Genomic DNA, 19,264 nt, shown 5'->3' with positions numbered 1-19,264 from the left:
CCTTCTATACCGCGTCGCACGACCTGCTGATCCGGCTGGTGGAGGATTTCGCGGCATTGTCCCTGCTGCCCCGGCCGCGCGGCGCGCCCGGGGCGCCGCCGCTGTCCGCGATATTGGGCACCGCGCTGGATATCGACCTGCTGCCGTTCGAAACGCTGCGCGGCACGCTGGGCGACTGGACGTCGATGGCGTTGTGGAGCGCGATCTGCGTCGTCAACACGCGCCACATCACCTGGGACAGCGCCGCCGCGGCGCAGTTCGGGATCGACTACGTCACCGACGAGCTGCGCGCGCCCGCGTCGCTGGCCATGGTCGCGCGGACGCTGGCGATCCCCTACGCCACCGCGTGGCGCCATGCGGTGGAACTGGAACGCCGCGGCCTGATGGCGCGGCAGGACCGCGGCTGGGTCGTCGCGACGCGCCATTTCCTGACGCCGGGGATCGCGGAGGGCGGCGCGGCGGGCGCGCATTACGCGCTGCGCCGGATCGGCGATCTGGTCGCGATGGGGCTGGACCCCGCCGCCGCCGCGGACCTGTACCTGAAGGGTCGCCCCCCGGTCGCGACCTTCGCCTGACTCAGGCCGCGGCGCGCAATTCCAGCCGGCCCCAGATCTCCACCAGCGCGCGCGTCAAATCGCGCATCATGCCCTCGTCATGCGCGGGGCCGGGGGTGAAGCGCAACCGCTCGGTGCCGCGCGGCACGGTGGGGTAATTGATCGGCTGCACGTACACGCCGTATTCGGCCAGCAGGATGTCGCTGATCTTCTTCGCCTTCACCGGATCGCCGACCATGACGGGCACGATATGCGTCTCCCCCGCCATCACCGGCAGGCCCGCGTCGCGCAGCATCGCCTTCAGCGTCGCCGCCGCGGCCTGCTGCCCCTCGCGCTCGACGCTCGACGCCTTCAGGTGGCGGACGCTGGCCAGCACGCCCGCGACCAGCACGGGGGACAGCGACGTGGTGAAGATGAAGCCGGGGGCATAGCTGCGGATCACGTCCACGATCGTGCGGTCCGCGGCGATATACCCGCCCATCACGCCGAACGCCTTGCCCAGCGTCCCCTCGATGATGGTCAGCCGGTGCGCCACGCCCTCGCGCTCGCTGATCCCGCCGCCGCGCGCGCCGTACATGCCGACGGCATGGACCTCGTCCAGATAGGTCAGCGCATTATACTTGTCGGCCAGGTCGCAGATCGCGGCGATGGGAGCGATGTCGCCCTCCATCGAATACACGCTCTCGAACGCGATCAGCTTGGGCACCGCGGGGTCGTCCGCCGCCAGCAGCGACTCCAGATGCGCGACGTCGTTATGCCGGAACACGCGCTTCTCGCAGCCCGAATTGCGGATGCCCGCGATCATCGACGCGTGGTTCAATTCGTCGGAATAGATGATGCAGCCGGGCAGCACCTTGGCCAGCGTGTGCAGCGTCGCCTCGTTCGAGACATAGCCGCTGGTGAACAGCAGCGCCGCTTCCTTGCCGTGCAGGTCGGCCAGCTCATGTTCCAGGTCGACGTGGTAATGCGTGTTCCCGCCGATGTTGCGCGTGCCGCCGGATCCGGCGCCGACGTCGTGCAACGCCTCCTCCATCGCCGCGATGACCTTGGGATGCTGGCCCATCGCGAGATAGTCGTTGGAACACCAGACGGTGATCGGCTTCGGCCCGTTGTGGCCTGCGAAGCAGCGCGCGTTGGGGAACGCCCCCTTGTTGCGCAGGATGTCGATGAACACGCGATATCGGCCCTCGGCGTGAAGCCGGTCGATCGCCTGGGTGAAGACGCGCGAGTAGTCGAGCGGTCGCGCAACGATATCGGTGCTCATGGGCGCGGGTATGTACGCGCGACGGGCACGGAAAACCAGCGGATTTGCATGGTCATAATGTCTCGGGCGCCGCGAAGCCGCGCGCGGCCAGCGTCGCGGCGATCGCGCGTTCGCGATTCCCCGCCCGCGTGAAGACCAGCCGCGCGGGCGTCGCCGCGTCGGGCCACGCCTGCCCCTGCGTCAGGTGCGCCACGCGCCGCGCGATCCCCGGCCCGCCGTCGACGAACCGCACCCCCGGCGGCGCGACCGCGGCCATGTCGCCTTCCAGCAGGGGGAAATGCGTGCACGCGTTGACGATCACGTCGATCCGCTCGCCCCCCGGCTGCCCGAACAGCCCCGCCAGTTCGGCCGCGACCGCATCGTGCGACGGCGCCTCCCCCGCCAGCGCCGCCTCCGCCAGCTCGACCAGCGCGGCGGAGCCGTAGCGCAGGACGGTGCAATCGGCCGCGAATCGCGCGACCAGGTCGTCGACATACGGCTGCCGCACCGTCGCCGCGGTGCCCAGCACGCCGATCGTGCGCGTCGTGCTGATCGCCGCGGCGGGGCGGATCGCGGGCACCGTTCCCACGATCGGCACGTCCAGCGCCGCGCGCACCGCGCCCAGCGCGATCGTCGACGCGGTGTTGCACGCGATGACGATCAGGCGCGGATTGTACCGCTCCGCCAGCCGCCCCAGCAACGCGGGCACGCGCGCCGCGATCTCGCCCTCCGCCTTCGTGCCGTAGGGAAAGAAGGCCGAATCGGCGACATATACGACCGGCGCGGTCGGGATCAGCGCCAGCGTCGGCGCGACGACCGACAGGCCGCCGACACCGGAATCGAAGAACAGGACCGGCCGCGCGCACGTCATCGCGCCGCCCTACGATCGCGCCGCGCCCCCCGCAACGGGCCCCGCGGGGGCGCGCCGGACCGATTGACGCAGATTAGTGGCGCGTCCCGATCCGATCGGCTAGAAGCGGCACGAAGGGGGAACGGAAGCTGTCGACAGGGATCGTCTGGACCGCGCCGGCGACGGCGTTGCTGATCGGCTATCTGCTCGGATCGATTCCGTTCGGGATCATCCTGACGCGCGCGTTCGGCGCGGGCGACCTGCGCACCATCGGATCGGGCAATATCGGCGCCACCAACGTCCTGCGCACGGGGCGCAAGGGGCTGGCCGCCGCCACCTTGCTGCTGGACCTGGCGAAGGGGTTCGCCGCCGTCGTGATCGTCCATGCGATCTTCCCGGGGGAAGAGCCGCTCGCCGCGGCGGGCGCGCTGATCGGCCATTGCTATCCCGTGTGGCTGCGCTTTCGCGGGGGCAAGGGCGTGGCGACGCTGATGGGGATCGTGCTGGCGCTGCACTGGCCGCTGGGGCTGGTGTTCGCGATCGTGTGGCTCGGGCTGCTGGCGCTGACCCGCTTTTCCTCGCTCGCGGGCATGATCGCCGCGATCTCCGCCCCCGTCGCCGCGGCGATGACCGATGCGTTCGATCTCGTGCCGCTGCTGATGGCGCTGGCGGGCATCGTGCTGTGGAAGCATCGCGCCAATATCGCGCGACTGGTCGACGGGACCGAGCCGCGCGTCGGCCGCTCCGCCGACGCGTGAGCGGGGTCGCGACGGACCGGGCGACCGACCGGCTGGACCGGCTGCGGCTGATCCGCACCCTGGGCGTCGGCCCCGTCACCTATCGCCAGCTGCTCGCCCGTTTCGGCACGCCCGCCGCGGCGCTCGACGCGCTGCCCGACCTGGCGCGTCGCGGCGGCGGCCGCCCGGTCGTACCGGATGCGGCGACGGCGGCGCGCGAGGTGGAGACGGTCGCCCGCCTCGGCGCGCGCCACCTGTTCCTCGACGATGCCGATTATCCCTCGCTGCTGGCGCAACTGGACGACGCCCCCGCGGTCGTGACCGTGCGCGGCGACCCGACGCTGGCGGCGCGCCCCGCCGTCGCGATGGTCGGCGCGCGCAACGCCAGCGCCGCGGCGTGCCGCTTCGCGCGGGCGCTGGCGCACGATCTGGCGGCGCGCGGCGCGACGGTCGTGTCGGGCCTCGCCCGCGGGATCGATTCGGCCGCGCACCACGGCGCGATGCCCGCCACCGTGGCGGTGATCGCGGGCGGCATCGACGTCGTCTACCCGCCCGAGAATGCGGCGTTGCAGGATCGCATCGCCGCCGACGGCCTGCTGGTGGCGGAAATGCCCCCCGGCGTGGAACCGCGCGCGCGCCATTTCCCGCACCGCAACCGCATCATCGCAGGGCTCTCGCTCGGCACCCTGGTGGTGGAGGCCGCGCCCCGCTCCGGCTCGCTCATCACCGCGCGGCTGGCGGGCGAGGCGGGGCGCGAGGTGATGGCGGTGCCCGGCCACCCGTCCGATCCGCGCGCCGCGGGCTGCAACGGCCTGATTCGCGACGGCGCCACATTGGTCCAGGATGCGGACGACGTGATGGAACTGCTTCGCCCGATCGATCCCCGCGCGGTCCGCGCCCCCGCCGCGCGCTGGGACGCCGGCCCGCCGCAGGACGCGACCGACGCGGAACGCCGCCGCCTCGCCGCGCTGCTCGGCGCGGTGCCGGTGCCCGTGGACGAACTGGTGCGCCAGTCGGGCCTCGCGCCGTCCGCGGTGCAGATCGTCCTGCTCGAACTCGAACTCGCGGGGCGGCTGGAACGCCATGCCGGCGGGCGCGTCAGCCTGCATGAAGGAAACGACCGATGACGAACGCCCCGCGCTGGGTCCCCCTCTGGTTCCGCATCGCCACGATCTACGGCGTCGTCGCGCTGACGGGGGCGGCGTTCGGCGCGCCCGCCGGGGCGGCGGCGCTGCCGCATTACGCCTTCGTCGGCACCGCCTTGGCCTTCCACGCGCTGTTCTGGATCATCGCGGGCGACCCGGTGCGCTATCGCCCCGTCATGCTGGCCGCGGTGGCGGAAAAGGCGGCGTTCACGATTCCCGCCCTGCTGCTCGTGGCGCGCGGCACCGTCCCTGCCTCCACCGCCCTGTTCGCCGCGATCGACGCGGTGCTGGGCATCGGCTTCCTGCTGGCGTGGCGCGCGACGCCGCGCCGCGCCGGCTGACCGGCGGCCACTGTCCTACATCGCGGTTTCGTGACAGGGATCGACGGATGGTCGGATACCCTAAACATTCGCGCGAAAACGCGTCGGCGCCTCAACATTCGCAACATTCGCGGCCCGCTTGACGCCGCCCCGCAGGGCATCCCACCCTCGCGCGTACACGTAAGGCTTCCCAGTTAGGCGCATATGCAGCTCGTCATCGTCGAATCGCCCGCCAAGGCGAAAACCATCGAAAAGTATCTCGGCGCCGATTATCGCGTCCTCGCCAGCTACGGCCACGTCCGCGATCTTCCCGCGAAGGACGGGTCGGTGAATCCCGACGACGGCTTCGCGATGGAATGGGAAAACTACGCCGACAAGGCCAAGCAGCTGAAGGCGATCGCGGACCTCGCCAAGACCGCCGACCGCCTGATCCTCGCCACCGATCCCGATCGCGAGGGCGAGGCGATCTCGTGGCACGTGCAGGAAGTGCTGGCGAAGCGGAAGGCGCTGCCCAAAGCGGTCGAGCGCGTGACGTTCAACGCCATCACGAAACAGGCCGTGACCGACGCGATGAAGGCGCCGCGCGAGCTGGATACCGACCTGATCGACGCCTACCGCGCCCGCCGCGCGCTGGACTACCTCGTCGGCTTCACGCTGTCCCCCGTTCTGTGGCGCAAGCTGCCCGGCGCGAAGTCCGCGGGCCGCGTGCAGTCGGTGGCGCTGCGTCTGATCGTGGAGCGCGAGCGCGAGATCGAGGCGTTCCGCGCGCAGGAATATTGGTCCGTCACCGCGCAGATGGAGCAGGACGGCACGCCCTTCGCCGCCCGGCTGGTGCAGTGGGACGGAAAGAAGCTCGACCGCCTGTCGATCGGGAACGAGGGCGACGCCACGAAGGCGAAGACCGCGGTGGAGGAAGGCCGCTTCACCGTCCAGTCGGTCGAAACGAAACCCGCGACGCGCAACCCGCCCGCGCCGTTCACGACATCGACGTTGCAGCAGGAGGCGTCGCGCAAGCTCGGCTTCTCCGCCGATCACACGATGCGGATCGCGCAGCAATTGTACGAGGACGGCGCGATCACCTACATGCGGACCGACGGCGTGCAGATGGACCACAGCGCCATCTCCGCCGCGCGCGCCGCGATCGCCAACCGCTACGACGGCGGCTATGTCCCCGACAAGCCGCGGATGTACCAGACCAAGGCGAAGAACGCGCAGGAAGCGCACGAGGCGATCCGCCCGACCGACTTCAGCCGTGACAAGGTGGGATCGGGCGACCACGCCCGCCTGTACGACCTGATCTGGAAGCGCGCGCTGGCGTCGCAGATGGCGTCGGCGCGGATGGAGCGCACGACGATCGACATGGCGGACGGGACGGGCCGCAACGTCCTGCGCGCCACCGGACAGGTCGTCCTGTTCCCCGGCTATCTCGCGCTGTACGAGGAGGGGCAGGACGACACCGAAGGCGAGGATGCGAAGCGCCTGCCCCGCGTCCGCGAGGGCGATGCGCCCGCGAAGAAGAGCGTCGAGGCGGAACAGCATTTCACGCAGCCGCCGCCGCGCTTTTCCGAAGCGACTCTGGTCAAGCGGATGGAGGAACTCGGCATCGGCCGCCCCTCCACCTACGCCTCGATCATCAAGACGCTGAAGGACCGCGCCTATGTGCGGATCGAGAAGAACCGCTTCTTCGCGGAGGAGAGCGGACGGCTGGTGACCGCGTTCCTCGAACGCTTTTTCGAGAAATACGTCGGCTACGATTTCACCGCGGGACTCGAAGAAGAGCTGGACGACGTGTCCGGCGGCCGTGCCGAGTGGCAGGCGGTGCTGGAATCCTTCTGGAAGGATTTCAAGCCGCGGACGAACGAGGTGATGGAGCAGAAGCCGAGCGAGGTGACCGCCGCGCTCGACACCTTCCTCGCGCCCTATCTGTTCCCCGAAAAGGCGGACGGCACCGATCCGCGCGCCTGCCCGTCCTGTGGCGACGGCAGCCTGGCGTTGCGCGGTGGCCGGTACGGCGCGTTCATCGCGTGCAGCAACTATCCCGACTGCAAATACACCCGCCGCTTCGCCCAGGGGGGGGAAGCCGCGGAAGGGGACAGCGGACCCGAGACGCTCGGCAACGACCCTGCCACCGGCCTGCCGGTGGAGCGCAAGTCGGGTCGGTTCGGCCCCTATATCCAGCTGGGCGAGGGCAAGGAGGCGAAGCGCGCCTCGATCCCGAAAGATATCGGCGAGCTGGACCTGGAATGGGCGCTCAAGCTGCTCAGCCTGCCGCGCGAGATCGGTGCGCATCCGGAAACGGGCGACCCGATCACCGCCGCGATCGGGCGCTACGGCCCCTATCTGTCGCATGCGGGCAAATATGCGCGGCTGACCTCGACCGCCGACGTGTTCGAGACGGGGATGAACGCCGCGGTGGTGAAGCTGGCGGAGGCGGCGGCGGGCGGCGGGCGCCCGCAGCGCGGCGCGGCGCGCGCGCCGTTGAAGGAACTGGGCGTGCATCCGCGGACGGAGGCGGCGCTGAAGCTGATGGAGGGGCGCTACGGCCCGTATGTCACCGACGGCACGACCAACGCCACCCTGCCCAAGACCGTCGCACCCGACGACCTGACCCTGGAGGAGGCGGTCCAGCTGATCGACGCCCGCGCCGCCGCGGCGCCGCCGAAGGCGAAGAAGAAGGCGCCCGCGAAGAAGAAGGCACCGGCGAAGAAGGCGCCGGCGAAGAAGAAGGCCGCGGCGCAGGAGAAGGAATAGGCGGCCTACGCCGCCTTGCGCGCCAGGCCGGCGAGCACTTCGCGCGCGGCCTTCTGCGCGATCGATATCTCGCGCGCGGTCAGTTCGTCGGCGACGTCGGCGCGCGCACCCGGCGCGTCCTCATGGCCCCAGGCGGCGGCGAGGTTGAACCATCGGTGCGCCGCGATCAGGTCGACGTCGGCGCCGCGGGTGCCGGTCGAATGCGCGACCCCCAGGTCGAATGCCGCCGCCGCATCGCCGCGCGACGCCACCGCCACCTGTCGATCGTACTTCGCGCGTTCCATCGTCAGTTCCATCGGTCAGCCCCCCGTTCCTCAAGAGAAGGGGACCATCGACCGATTCGCATCACCAAATGGTTAACGCGGTTAACCGGCCGTGGTGACTAAGACCAACGTCGCAAGCGCGTCAGACGATGGGGGAAACCGCCAGATTGTCGATCAGCCGCGTGCTGCCCAGCCGCGCCGCGGCGACCAGTTGCCGCCGCCGGTCCGCGGGCGGATCGGGCGCGAGCGTGTCGGCATCGACCAGTTCCACGTAATCGACCGCGAAGCCCGCCGCGACCAGCGCCGCGCGCGCATCCGCCAGCGCCTCCTCCGGCGCCCCGCCGCCCGCGATCGCCCGCGCCGCCTGTCCCAGCGCGCGCGGCAACGCCACCGCCTTCGCGCGCTCCTCCTCGTCCAGGTAGACGTTGCGGCTGGACAGCGCGAGGCCGTCGTCGTCGCGCTGCGTCGGCACGCCGATCACCTCGACGTCGAAGTCGAGGTCCGCGGCCATCCGGCGTACCACCGCCAGCTGCTGGAAATCCTTCTCCCCGAAAAAGGCGCGCGACGGGGACACCTGGTTGAACAGTTTCGCCACGACCGTGGCGACGCCGTCGAAATGTCCCGGCCGCGCTTCGCCGTCCAGCCCGTCGCTGACGCCCGCGACCGACACGTTGGTGGCGAATTCGTCCGGGTACATCGCTTCCACCGGCGGCAGCCACACGACGTCGCATCCCGCCTCGGTCAGCATGGCGATGTCGCCCATCTCCTTGCGCGGATAGCGCGACAGGTCCTCGTTCGCGCCGAACTGCCGCGGGTTGACGAAGATCGATGCGACGACGCACGCGCCGGGACGCCGCGCCGCCTCGATCAGCGCGATATGCCCCACGTGCAACGCGCCCATCGTGGGGACCAGCGCGATCTCCCGTCCGTCCGCGCGCGCGGACGCCAGTGCGGCCCGCAGGCCCGCGAGTTCCCGAAATACCTCCAACGCGCGTAACCCCTCGAAACTCGGCGTCCGGGCTTCTATGGATGGGGGGATAAGCGATCAACAGGGGATATGAACGCGTTGCCCGAAGGTGTCCCACACAGTCCCATAAAGACCCAATTCCCGCTGAAGACCCATGTCATCGTCTTCGCGAACGAAAAGGGCGGCACGGGCAAGTCGACGACCGCGGTCCATGTCGCGATCGCGCTGGCGGCGAAGGGGGCGAGCGTCGCGTGCATCGATCTGGACCATCGCCAGCGGACGCTGGGCCGCTATCTCGACAATCGCGAGGCGACGGCGAAGAAGCGGGAACTGGACCTGCCCCTGCCCGACCACGCCACGGGCGACGGCCGCGCCGACGGGAATTTCGCCGAACTGTTCCAGCGCTTCATGGGCGCCACGGATTTCCTGGTCATCGACACGCCGGGGCGCGACGATCCGTGCGCGCGCACCGCGGCGGCGATCGCGGACACTCTGGTCACGCCGATGAACGACAGTTTCGTCGATTTCGACCTGATCGGGCAGGTCGATCCCGAAACCTTCCAGGTCACGCGGCCCAGCTTCTATTCGGAGCTGATCTGGGACGCGCGCAAGGCCCGCGCGAAGGAGGACGGCGCGACGATCGACTGGGTCGTGCTGCGCAACCGCCTTCAATATCTGGAGGCGCGCAACATGCGCCGGGTGCAGGAGGCGCTGACGCAGCTGTCGCGCCGCGTCGGTTTCCGCATCATCCCCGGCCTTGGCGAACGCGTCATCTATCGCGAACTCTTCCCCAGCGGCCTGACGCTGCTGGATGCCAAGGCGATCGGCGGCATGGGGTTGAGCCACGTCGCCGCGCGGCAGGAACTGCGCGAGATGATGGGCGGGCTGTCCCTGCCCGAACCCGCGGCTCCCCTGATGGCGGCACCGGCGGCATGATGAAGTGGATCGTCGCGGCCGTCCTGATCTGGATCGCCTGGCGCGTGTTCGCCAAGCCGAAGGTAAAGGATCCCGCCGTCGCCGCGCGCAGGCTGCTGGGCGTCGGGGCACGCGCGGACGCCGCGGACATCCGCGCCGCGCATCGCCGGTTGATGTCAGACGCGCACCCCGATCGGGGCGGATCGGGCGAGGAGGCGCGCCGGCTGAACGCCGCACGCGACATGCTGCTGGCCCGGATCGGCGAGTGAGCCACCATTTCGCGCCCGACATCCTGCGTGCCTACGACATCCGCGGCACCGTCGGACGGACGCTGCACGCCGCCGACGCGCACGCGGTCGGGCGCAGTTTCGCCACGCGCATCCGCCGCGCGGGCGGGCGGCGGGTCGCGGTCGGCTACGACGGGCGGACGCATTCGCCGATGCTGGAGGCCGCGCTCGTCGCCGGCCTCGCCGCGGGCGGGGTGGACGTCGTCCGCATCGGCCTCTGCCCCTCGCCGATGCTGTATTACGCCGCGCACACGCTAGAAGTGGATGGCGGCATCCAAGTAACCGGCAGCCACAATCCCAAGCAGGACAACGGCTTCAAGCTGGTATTGCACCGCGCCAGCTTCTTCGGCGACGACATCCGCGATCTCGCCGCGATCGCCGCCGCGGGCGACTGGAGCGTGGGCGACGGCATCGTCACCGACGCCGACGTGGGGGACGATTACGTCGGGCGCGTGATGGCGGGCTATGCCGGCGGCGCGTTCCGGATCGGCTGGGACGCGGGCAACGGCGCTGCGGGACCGGCGCTGCAAAAACTGGTCGAGCGACTGCCGGGTGAACATCACCTGCTGTTCGCCGATGTCGACGGTGAATTTCCCAATCATCATCCCGATCCCACGATCGAGGCGAACCTGACCGACCTGAAGCGGCTCGTCGCGGACAAGCGGCTCGATTTCGGTGTGGCTTTCGATGGCGACGGCGACCGCATCGGGCTGGTCGACGGGCTGGGACGCGTGCTGTGGGGGGACGAGATTCTCGCCATATTGGCGCAGCCTCTTCTCGCCCGCTTTCCCGGGGCCGCGATCGTGGCGGACGTGAAGTCGAGCCAGGCGGTGTTCGACCGGATCGAGACGCTGGGCGGCCGCGTCGTGATGGGGCGGACGGGACACAGCCACATGAAGGCGCTGATGCAGGAAACCGGCGCGCCGATCGGCGGCGAACTGTCCGGCCACATCTTCTTCGGCGACGGCTGGTACGGCTTCGACGACGCGCTCTACGCCGCGGTGCGGCTGATCCAGACCGTCCATGTATCGGGCACGACCCTTGCCGAGCTTCGCGACCAGCTGCCCCCGCGCTGCGCGACGCCGGAATGGCGCGTGCCGGTGGCGGAGGGCGAGAAGCAGGCGGCCGTCGCGGCGCTGGTGGACCGGTTGCGCGGCGAGGGCGCCGCGATCGACCTGACCGACGGCGTGCGCGTCACCACCCCCGACGGCTGGTGGCTGCTGCGCGCCTCGAACACCGAAGCCGCGCTGACGCTGCGTGCGGAGGCACGGGATGCGGAAGGGCTGGCACGCGTCACGGATCATCTGGCGGCGCACGGGTTCGTCGCACCGGGTTGACGTCCCTCCGTCACCCCGGCGTTGTGCCGGGGTCCACCGGGGTCCGCGCCTCAACCCGGCGGAGGTGCGGCGCGGTGGATGCCGGGACGAGCCCGGCATGACGATGTGCCCCGCGTCGCTCCGCGCGCGATAACGAACGGCAACCTCGCTTGGCGGACGCCCCCGCCTTCGATAGAGCCGGTCCATGGACCGTATCCTCATCCGCGGCGGCAACCGCCTGTCGGGCAAGCTGCCCATTTCCGGCGCGAAGAACGCGGCGTTGACCCTGATGCCGTGCGCATTGCTGACCGACGAGCCGGTGACGCTGCGCAACCTGCCGCGGCTGGCCGACGTCGACGGCTTCGGGCATCTGCTGAACCAGCTCGGCGCGTCCACCAGCATCGAGGGCACGAACCCGAACGAATTCGGCCGCGTCATGACGATTCGGGCGGGACAGCTGACCTCGACCGAGGCGCCCTACGACATCGTGCGCAAGATGCGCGCGTCGATCCTCGTCCTCGGCCCCATCCTGGCGCGCGCGGGCGAGGCGCGAGTGTCGCTTCCCGGCGGCTGCGCGATCGGCAACCGCCCGATCGACCTGCACCTGAAGGCGCTGGAGGCGATCGGCGCGGAGCTGGAGATGAGCGCGGGCTACGTCACCGCCCGCGCCCCCGGCGGGCGACTGAGCGGCGGGCGCTACGCCTTCCCGATCGTGTCGGTCGGCGCGACCGAGAACGTCCTGATGGCCGCCGTCACCGCCCGCGGCCCCAGCCGGATCGAGAATGCGGCGCGCGAGCCCGAGATCGTGGACCTGTGCCGCTGCCTCGTCGCGATGGGCGCGCAGATCGACGGGATCGGGACCGAGACGCTGGAGATCGAGGGCGTCGACGATCTGCACGGCGCGACCTACGCCGTGATGCCCGACCGGATCGAGGCGGGCAGCTACGCCTGCGCGGTCGCGGTCGCGGGCGGCGACATCGAACTGACGCAGGTCGCGCCGGAGGAGATGGGCGCGACGCTCGACGCGCTGCGCGCCGCGGGCGTGACCGTGGAGGAGGGCAAGCGCAGCATCCGCGTCGCCTCCGACGGCAAGCTGCAACCATTGACGCTGTCGACCGCCCCCTACCCCGGTTTCGCCACCGACATGCAGGCGCAGTTCATGGCGATGCTGTGCCGCGCCGCGGGCGCCAGCGTGCTGACCGAGACGATTTTCGAGAATCGCTACATGCACGTTCCCGAACTGGCGCGCATGGGCGCGGATATCCAGGTCCACGGCCGCACCGCGGTGGTGCGCGGCGTCGACCGGCTCGTCGGCGCGCCCGTCATGGCGACCGACCTGCGTGCGAGCATGAGCCTCATCATCGCCGGCCTGATCGCGGACGGCGAGACCAGCGTCAGCCGCGTGTATCATCTCGACCGCGGCTACGAGCGGCTGGAGGAGAAACTCAGCGCGGTCGGCGCGGATATCGAACGCGCCGGGGACGGTTGACCGCCGCGACCGGCCGATCGCCGCCGCCGTCGGCCGCTCAGTCGCCCGTGTCGCCGCGCCCCGCAGCGGGCCGGTCCGCCCCGGCGGTGTCGCCCGCGACGATGGCGCGTACGATATCCCCGCGCCGGATGCCCCACGCGACATTGCCCTGCCCCGCGTAGATCCCGCGCAGCACGGCGCGGTCCAGCGGCGTCAACGACGTCGGGGCGGCGGCATCGCCGCCGGGGAGGAAGGCGGACATGATCGTCTCGTCGCCGATCCCCTTCCCGGGTCGCGCGTCGGTGAGCGCGCGAAAGGCCGCATAATCCGCCATCTGCCCGATATCGCGGCCCGCGACCGCCGCGGCATCGATGACGACGACGGCGCTCACGATGTCGCGGCGGATCGCCAGCGCGCTACGGCTCGCGGTCTGCACCGACAGGGTCGGCGGTCCGCCCGGGTCGTTGTCCGCGCGGTCGCCGTCGCGGCTGCGGGTCTCGATCTCGGCCCAGCCGCGCGCCGCGCCCGGTTCCGCGATCAGGCGCCGGACATCGGCCAGGCTTTGCGCCCGCACGTTGCCCGGCCGCCGGTCGATCAGGCGTCGGACGGTGCCCGGCCCGTCCGCCGTGACGATGACCACCAGATTGGGGTCGCATCCCGGCGCCCCGACGCGCAGCCCCGTCTCGTCCGCCACCACGCCGATGCGATCGACCACCGCCTGCGCGGAGGCGCGCGACAAGCCGGTCACGCCGGGACAGACCGGCGCGGTGAAACGCGCGAGCGGCTGGTCGAAGCGCAGCGGCGGCAGCACCGCATCCACCTGCCGCCCCACGACCTCGCGTGCGCGCTGCATCCGCGCGGTGACGACGATATCGTCTCCCGCGGCGGGGGACGTCGCCTGGAGCGCGAGCAGGAGGAGGAACGGCGCCGTCATCGCGGCGCGCCGCGCGCAACGGATCGGCGACGCGGGACGGATAGGGTCATTTCGGCAACGTCCGCTTCAAGTCTCCGCAGCCCGATACATCAATTCGCCCGTGAAGGAAGCGTTCGCCCGCGACATCGCGACGAACCGTTGCCGGGACCGGTCGTCAGAACGTGTAGACCAGCGACGCGCGGCTGATCGAATCGGTGGTCAGCCGTCCGGCCGGCGGCTGGCTTTCATATTGCAGGGTGTAGGAGAATTTCGCGGACAGCGGCCCCAGCAGCTTCGCCTCGATCGCGCTGACGCTGCGCACCGTGCTGTTGAACCGCTCCAGATAGGCCGACGCGTCCTGGCTGAAGAGCAGGCCGCTGAACAGGGTCCAGTCGAAATCGATGCTGCCGCGCGCGGCGAGGCTGCTCTGCATCGTCCGGTCGGTGAAGTCGGTCTGCCGGAACGCGGGCCCCACTTCGAGGTCGAGCGTCAGGCCCGACCGGCGCAGCAGCCCGTACCCCGCCCCGACCGACGCGCTGTAGCGGTTGTCGTAGCCGAGGAACCGGTCCGCCTCATATTGCGCATTGCCGTAGATGTAGCTGCGATCGTCGATCTTGTAGTTCGGCTGGTAGCCCAGCACGTACCGTTCCCGGCTGGTCACGCCGTCCGTCCGCTGGAGGTCCGCCTGCGCCAGGACGCGATGGCGCCACCGCAATCCCTCGCGGGTCAGGTCGACGGCGCCGGTCAGGCCGGTGACGTTCGAATTCCCCGACGCGATAAATCCCCCCGCCTCGGCCCGCCCCCGCCACAATTGGAACGCGCCCGCGGTGCGCACCTGCTGGTCGCGCGCGCGGGCGCGCGCCTCTCGCCACTCGGTCGCGCGGCGCAGGACCAGGTCGCCCGACGCCGGGTCGCCGACGCGCGCATATTTGGTGATCGCGTCGACCGCGCGTTCGTCCCCGTCCTGCATCGCGGCGTCGAGCATGGCGCGGATTTCCGGCGGGATCTCTGGCGGCGAGATGCGCGGGGTCAGCGCCATGAGGTCCGCCGGATCGGGATCCAGCAGCACCGGTCCCGACGCGTCCAGGACGACCGTGTCGACCTCGATCATCCGCGCATAGGCCCGCCGCCGCGCCGCCCGGCCGCGGCGCGACGGCGCGGTGCGGGCCTGCCGCGCGGGCGACGGCAGCGCCGCGACGGGGGCCAGCGCGAGCGTGGCGGCAAGGGTCAGGACCAGCATCGCGTCACGCTGTCATCATACCGGCGTCCGCCGCAACCCGTACGCGCCGCCGGAAAGGCCGGGCGGCAACGACCTGCGGCGGACGGCACCGGCCGCCCGTCAAAGCGCCTGCGCCGCGGCCCATCCGCTGGCCCACGCCCATTGGAAATTGTATCCGCCCAGCCAGCCGGTCACGTCGACCGCCTCGCCGATCGCGTACAGGCCGGGCACGCGCTGCGCCGCCATCGTCTTGGACGACAGCGCATCGGTCGCGATCCCGCCGACGGTCACTTCCGCCTTGGCGTATCCCTCCGTCCCGTCGGGCAGGAAGCGCCAGTCCGCCAGCCGCCGCTCCGCCGCCGCCAGCGCCCGGTCGGTCGCATCGCCCAGCACCGTCACGCCCAGCCGCGCGCCCAGCGCGTCCGCCAGCCGGGTCGGCACGGGCAGCGTCGCGGCCAGCGTGGCGCGCGGGCGCGCGCGCTTCGCGGCGAGCAGCCAGCCTGCGGGGGCGTCCGGCGCGAAATCGATGCCGATGTCCTCGCCATGCCGCCAGTAGCTGGACGCCTGGAGGATCGCGGGTCCCGACAGGCCACGGTGCGTGAACAGCGCGGCCTCCGCGAACGCGGCCTGCCGTCCCTTGCCGCCCGCACGCGCGACGACCGGGGTCGCCACCCCCGCCAGGTCGCGGAACAGCGCTTCCCCGCCCGGCAATTTCAACGGGACCAGCGCCGGGCGCGGCTCCACCACCTTCAACCCGAACCGTCGCGCGATGTCGTAGGCGATGCCCGTCGCGCCCAGTTTCGGGATCGACGGACCACCGGTGGCGATCACCAGCGCGGGCGCGCGATAGCCAGCGACCGTATACGCCCCGTCCGCATGGCCGATCTCCCCGATCGCGGTGGACAGGCGGATGGTCACGCCGCCCGCGGCGCATTCGTCCAGCAGCATCGCCACGATCGCCCGGGCCGGGCCGTCGCAGAACAATTGCCCCCACGTCTTCTCGTGCCAGGCGATGCCGTGCCGATCGACCAGGGCGATGAAATCGTCGGGCGTATAGCGGCCGAGCGCCGATCGCGCGAAATGCGGGTTGGCGGACAGATATCGTTCGGGGACCGTGCCGGTGTTGGTGAAGTTGCAGCGCCCGCCGCCGGATATCAGGATCTTCTTCCCCGGCTCGTCCGCGTGATCGATCACGACCACGCGGCGGCCGCGCCGCCCCGCGGATGCGGCGCACATCAAGCCCGCGCCCCCGGCGCCCAACACGATCACGTCCATGTCCCGCATCGCGCCGCCCTGCCACAGCGGCGCCACGATGCGAAGGCCGCCCGGCCGAAACGACGCGCACGACCGATGCGATCGCCGCGACGCCCTGCTTGCGACGAACCGCGTCGCCCGCGTCGGAAGGGGAATGGACAATCCCCCGCGGGCATAGCAGGATCATGGCGGTCCCCGGACGAAAGGCACGCCTTATGTCAGCGGAAGACAGGGAATATTTCCGTGTCCGTGCACGGCAGGAACATGATCGCGCGGACGGCGCGCGCGATGCGCTGGTGGCACGGATCCATCGATCGATGGCGGACGTCTACACCCGCCGTGCGGCGCGGCCGGACCCGCTCAGGATCGACGAACCCGCCTGACGCGGCGGCGGTTCAGCCGCTGACCTGCACCGGCGCGCGACCCACCTGACGCGCCAGGGCGGCGGGATCGTGGATCACCATCTCCTTCGCCTGCCAGCTGATCTCCCCCGCACGGCGCGCCTGTTGCAGCATGCGGTTGACGTGCACCGCCGTCAGGCCCAGCGCATCCGCCAGCGTTTCCTGCGTCAGCGGCAGGCCGAACCGCCCCTGCGTCGCCAGTCCGGCCATCCCCAGCCGCTCCAGCAATTCCAGCAACAGGTCCGCGATCCGTTCGTGCGCGTTCAACCGGCCCAACCGCGCGATCTGCGCCAGCAGGTACGCCTCGTCGTGCGCTGCGCTGACCGCATAGGCCTGCCCCAGGGTAGACGACGCCGATGCATCGGGCGCCGTGCACACCGTCACCGGGGTCAGCGCGACGATGGTGGACGACGCGACCGGGCGATCGTGGCGATACAGGCCGACCAGGTCGCCCGGCAGGGTGAAGTTCGTGATCTGCCGCCGCCCGTCGCTCAGGATGCGGATACGCGCCGCCCAGCCGCGCAGGACCAGCAGCGGTTCGCGGATCGCGCTGCCCTCCACCTGCACCTCGCGGCGGGGCATGATGCGGCGCGATCGCTCGCTGGCCAGGCGCACCGCATTGCGCCCGGCCTCGTCCAGCGGGACGAGCGCGCAGAGCCGTGCGAGCGCGGCGTTGTCGGTGATGCCGTCCAGGTCGATGGTCACGGGCGGCACTCCGGACCGCACCGGGAAGCGCGCACCCGGACGGCAGCGGCGGAAGTCGGGATGTTCAGTGTCGAGTAGTGCCGGTCGCAAACGCCCGAACTCACGAAGGATCTCCCCCCGCGTCGATCCCGGCGACGGAATTGCTTCGCGGCCCGAGACGACGGGTCAGCGCCTTGTCGATCGGTCATCTCCCCAAGCCGACACCGCGCCGTATCGAACGCGATACTACGGTGTGCCCCAATCGGATCGCTGTAGGGTCGAGAGCGGTCCGACCTCTATCATCCATGTTAAGGGGCGACGATTGTCGCCGCGCGGCGTCGGCCGCCCCCCGCGCGCCGGATGCGCCGGATGCGCCGGGCGCACGGCGCGGCGACGCACGGCCGGGGACCGGGTGGTGCGGCGGGGCGCGCACCGTCGTCGTCATGCCATTGGCTCGGGGGTAGGCTGTCGATGGGCTCATCGCACCGCCTCTCTGCACCCCCAATGCGCCAGCTATGGGATCGGCTCTCCCGGACCGGAATAAACTTGGCCGCGGCGCGCCGTCCGTCGTTCGAACCACCACGACGCGCCCGCCGCCGCCAGGAAGGCGAGGAGCCAGGGCCAGGAGCGACCGGGCCGGGTCGGCTGCGGCGACGGGGGCGCGACCGCGGACGGCGGGGACGACGCGATCGCCCGCGTGGCGCTGGCCCGCTCCTCGGCCCGCAGGCCCGCGATCGCATCGACCCGCGCGACATGGAACGGCAGCATCGCCGCGCCGCGTCCGGCGCGATGCCAGCCGGGCAGCGCGGGCCAATAGGCGGCGCACCCGTCCTGCGCCGGCGACAATGCGGTGACGCGCCCGTCGGGCGCCGTCACCGTCGCGGCGCCGCAGATCACCGCCCGTTCGCCCGGCACCGGCCGGTCCGATACGGTCGGCGCAACCGCGGCATCGGCGCGCGCCAACGTGGAGATCGCGCCGCTCCACAATTCGCCGAACAGCGCGCCGTGACCCGACGTCACCAGCGCGAAGGAATCGGCGAGCGTCCACACGCCGATCCGTCCGCGCCCGACCCCGCGCCATGCCGCGAACGGCACCCCCGCCGCATCGCGCGCCAACGGGATGGCGTCGGGCGCCAGCACGTCAATGCGCGTCGACACGGGCATATCGCCGCCGCCCATGCGCACCGGCTTCTGCCCGCGTGCCGCGCCGACGGGGGCGCCGATCGTCGCCCAGCCTGCGGGCACCGGCCCGGTCGCGCGCAGCAACAGCCCCATTCCGCCCCGTACCGCCGCCGCCAGCGCGGCCCGCGCCCCGCCGCCCAGCGCGGCCCAGCGCCGGTCGTCGATCACCACCACATCGTATCGGGCCAGCGTCGCCGCCGTAATCGCGGGCGCAGCGTCGCCCAGTTCGATGCCCCCGCCCGCGGGCATGCTGACGGTCGCCGCCAGCCCCGCATCCGCCGCCCACCGGCGCCAGTATTTCGCTTCCGGCCCCGGCGCGCCCGCCAGGTACAGCACGCGTACCGGCCGCGCCGCCGCGGTGACGACCGGCACCTCCACCGTTTCCCCTTCCCGCACGCGCACGCGGAACAGCGCCACCCCGGGCACCCGCGCCGCGCCCGACAACACGAACGTGCCGTCGCTGCGCGCCGCGACCCCGTCCACCACCCGGCCCGCGGGATCGAGCAGGTCGATCCGCGCGCCCGGCATCGCCGCCACCTGTCCGCCGACGCGGAACCCCGCCCCCGGCGCGACGCGCGGCGGCGGCGCCAGGGCGACGATACCGCGACGCGGCACGGGCGCGTCGAACGCCACCGTCACGCCGCGCGCCGCCTCGCGGTCGCGCGGCTCCAGACCCTCGCCCAGGACGCGGATACGGCTGATGCCGGGGAAACGGCGCAGCGCGGTGGCGAGGTCGGGCGCCCGTGTCGCCGCCGCCGTATCCGCCGCCTCGGGCAGGGCGACGTCCGCGGCGCC

19 protein-coding genes are annotated in these 19,264 nt (G+C 71.5%); 10 read left to right on the top strand and 9 right to left on the bottom strand.

The window, feature by feature from the left end; genetic code table 11:
* A partial coding sequence (locus ASG29_RS08705) for a hypothetical protein (RefSeq protein WP_162242957.1) occupies positions 1–575 on the top strand: 575 nt, incomplete at its 5' end.
* Between the two features lies 1 nt (position 576).
* On the opposite strand, the gene hemA is transcribed toward ASG29_RS08705, so the two are convergent.
* Together hemA and murI are read right to left on the bottom strand one after the other, a co-directional pair.
* Entirely contained in the window at positions 577–1,818 is a 1,242-nt protein-coding gene (hemA, locus tag ASG29_RS08700; protein ID WP_055982894.1) for a 5-aminolevulinate synthase, read from the bottom strand.
* A gap of 52 nt (positions 1,819–1,870) precedes the next feature.
* Positions 1,871–2,668 (bottom strand): glutamate racemase, encoded by a 798-nt coding sequence (gene murI / locus ASG29_RS08695; RefSeq protein ID WP_055982893.1) that lies wholly within the window; start codon positions 2,666–2,668, stop codon positions 1,871–1,873.
* 167 nt (positions 2,669–2,835) lie between these two features.
* Here murI and plsY point away from each other — a divergent pair, with 167 nt between their 5' ends.
* The 4 genes from plsY to topA all read left to right on the top strand — a co-directional run bounded on the left by plsY (position 2,836) and on the right by topA (position 7,600).
* Positions 2,836–3,405: a glycerol-3-phosphate 1-O-acyltransferase PlsY gene (gene plsY / locus ASG29_RS08690; RefSeq protein ID WP_235532835.1), complete on the top strand. Its 570-nt coding sequence runs from the start codon at positions 2,836–2,838 to the stop codon at positions 3,403–3,405.
* Positions 3,402–4,511 (top strand): DNA-processing protein DprA, encoded by a 1,110-nt coding sequence (gene dprA, locus ASG29_RS08685; RefSeq protein WP_055982889.1) that lies wholly within the window; start codon positions 3,402–3,404, stop codon positions 4,509–4,511. Before plsY ends, dprA begins: the two co-directional genes overlap by 4 nt.
* Positions 4,508–4,870 carry a hypothetical protein gene (locus ASG29_RS08680; protein ID WP_055982886.1) on the top strand — a complete coding sequence of 121 codons (363 nt, stop codon included), beginning with the start codon at positions 4,508–4,510 and terminating at the stop codon, positions 4,868–4,870. Before dprA ends, ASG29_RS08680 begins: the two co-directional genes overlap by 4 nt.
* A 183-nt stretch (positions 4,871–5,053) precedes the next feature.
* The gene (topA, locus tag ASG29_RS08675) at positions 5,054–7,600 is read left to right on the top strand and encodes a type I DNA topoisomerase (protein ID WP_055982883.1); all 2,547 of its coding nucleotides are present in this window, start codon (positions 5,054–5,056) and stop codon (positions 7,598–7,600) included.
* 5 nt (positions 7,601–7,605) lie between these two features.
* Here the strand turns inward: topA and ASG29_RS08670 are convergent, their stop codons facing one another.
* Both ASG29_RS08670 and panC read right to left on the bottom strand, forming a co-directional pair.
* The gene (locus ASG29_RS08670; protein WP_055982880.1) at positions 7,606–7,896 is read right to left on the bottom strand and encodes a hypothetical protein; all 291 of its coding nucleotides are present in this window, start codon (positions 7,894–7,896) and stop codon (positions 7,606–7,608) included.
* Between the two features lie 109 nt (positions 7,897–8,005).
* Entirely contained in the window at positions 8,006–8,851 is an 846-nt protein-coding gene (gene panC, locus ASG29_RS08665; protein ID WP_055982877.1) for a pantoate--beta-alanine ligase, read from the bottom strand.
* Between the two features lie 69 nt (positions 8,852–8,920).
* On the opposite strand from panC, the gene ASG29_RS08660 reads away from it, so the two are divergent.
* The 4 genes from ASG29_RS08660 (at position 8,921) to murA (ending at position 12,837) form a co-directional block, all read left to right on the top strand.
* On the top strand, positions 8,921–9,766 hold the full coding sequence (locus tag ASG29_RS08660) for a division plane positioning ATPase MipZ (protein WP_082515865.1): 846 nt from the start codon (positions 8,921–8,923) through the stop codon (positions 9,764–9,766).
* A complete protein-coding gene (locus tag ASG29_RS08655; protein ID WP_321163191.1) occupies positions 9,763–10,014 on the top strand; it encodes a J domain-containing protein in 252 nt (83 codons plus the stop codon). Before ASG29_RS08660 ends, ASG29_RS08655 begins: the two co-directional genes overlap by 4 nt.
* The gene (pgmG, locus tag ASG29_RS08650; RefSeq protein WP_055982876.1) at positions 10,011–11,369 is read left to right on the top strand and encodes a phosphoglucomutase/phosphomannomutase PgmG; all 1,359 of its coding nucleotides are present in this window, start codon (positions 10,011–10,013) and stop codon (positions 11,367–11,369) included. Before ASG29_RS08655 ends, pgmG begins: the two co-directional genes overlap by 4 nt.
* Before the next feature lie 184 nt (positions 11,370–11,553).
* Positions 11,554–12,837, top strand: a complete 1,284-nt coding sequence (gene murA, locus ASG29_RS08645; protein ID WP_055982873.1) for a UDP-N-acetylglucosamine 1-carboxyvinyltransferase — start codon at positions 11,554–11,556, stop codon at positions 12,835–12,837.
* 37 nt (positions 12,838–12,874) lie between these two features.
* On the opposite strand, the gene ASG29_RS08640 is transcribed toward murA, so the two are convergent.
* The 3 genes from ASG29_RS08640 to ASG29_RS08630 form a co-directional block, all read right to left on the bottom strand.
* Entirely contained in the window at positions 12,875–13,750 is an 876-nt protein-coding gene (locus tag ASG29_RS08640; RefSeq protein WP_055982872.1) for a hypothetical protein, read from the bottom strand.
* Between the two features lie 154 nt (positions 13,751–13,904).
* A complete protein-coding gene (locus ASG29_RS08635; protein ID WP_235532834.1) occupies positions 13,905–14,969 on the bottom strand; it encodes a YdiY family protein in 1,065 nt (354 codons plus the stop codon).
* 99 nt (positions 14,970–15,068) lie between these two features.
* Positions 15,069–16,232 carry an NAD(P)/FAD-dependent oxidoreductase gene (locus ASG29_RS08630; protein WP_055985323.1) on the bottom strand — a complete coding sequence of 388 codons (1,164 nt, stop codon included), beginning with the start codon at positions 16,230–16,232 and terminating at the stop codon, positions 15,069–15,071.
* Positions 16,233–16,417: 185 nt separating this feature from the next.
* Here ASG29_RS08630 and ASG29_RS16700 point away from each other — a divergent pair, with 185 nt between their 5' ends.
* A complete protein-coding gene (locus tag ASG29_RS16700) occupies positions 16,418–16,585 on the top strand; it encodes a hypothetical protein (RefSeq protein ID WP_156457955.1) in 168 nt (55 codons plus the stop codon).
* Between the two features lie 12 nt (positions 16,586–16,597).
* Here ASG29_RS16700 and ASG29_RS08625 read toward each other — a convergent pair whose 3' ends face one another.
* The gene (locus ASG29_RS08625; RefSeq protein WP_055985320.1) at positions 16,598–17,308 is read right to left on the bottom strand and encodes a Crp/Fnr family transcriptional regulator; all 711 of its coding nucleotides are present in this window, start codon (positions 17,306–17,308) and stop codon (positions 16,598–16,600) included.
* 492 nt (positions 17,309–17,800) lie between these two features.
* The coding region (locus ASG29_RS08620) for a hypothetical protein (RefSeq protein WP_055982870.1) at positions 17,801–19,264 on the bottom strand (1,464 nt) is incomplete at its 5' end.

The sequence above is a fragment of the Sphingomonas sp. Leaf412 genome (genome assembly GCF_001425405.1).
Classification (GTDB): Bacteria; Pseudomonadota; Alphaproteobacteria; order Sphingomonadales; family Sphingomonadaceae; genus Sphingomonas.
The sequence above is the reverse complement of the archived record's forward strand: the minus strand, read 5'-3'. Positions and strand labels throughout refer to the sequence as shown.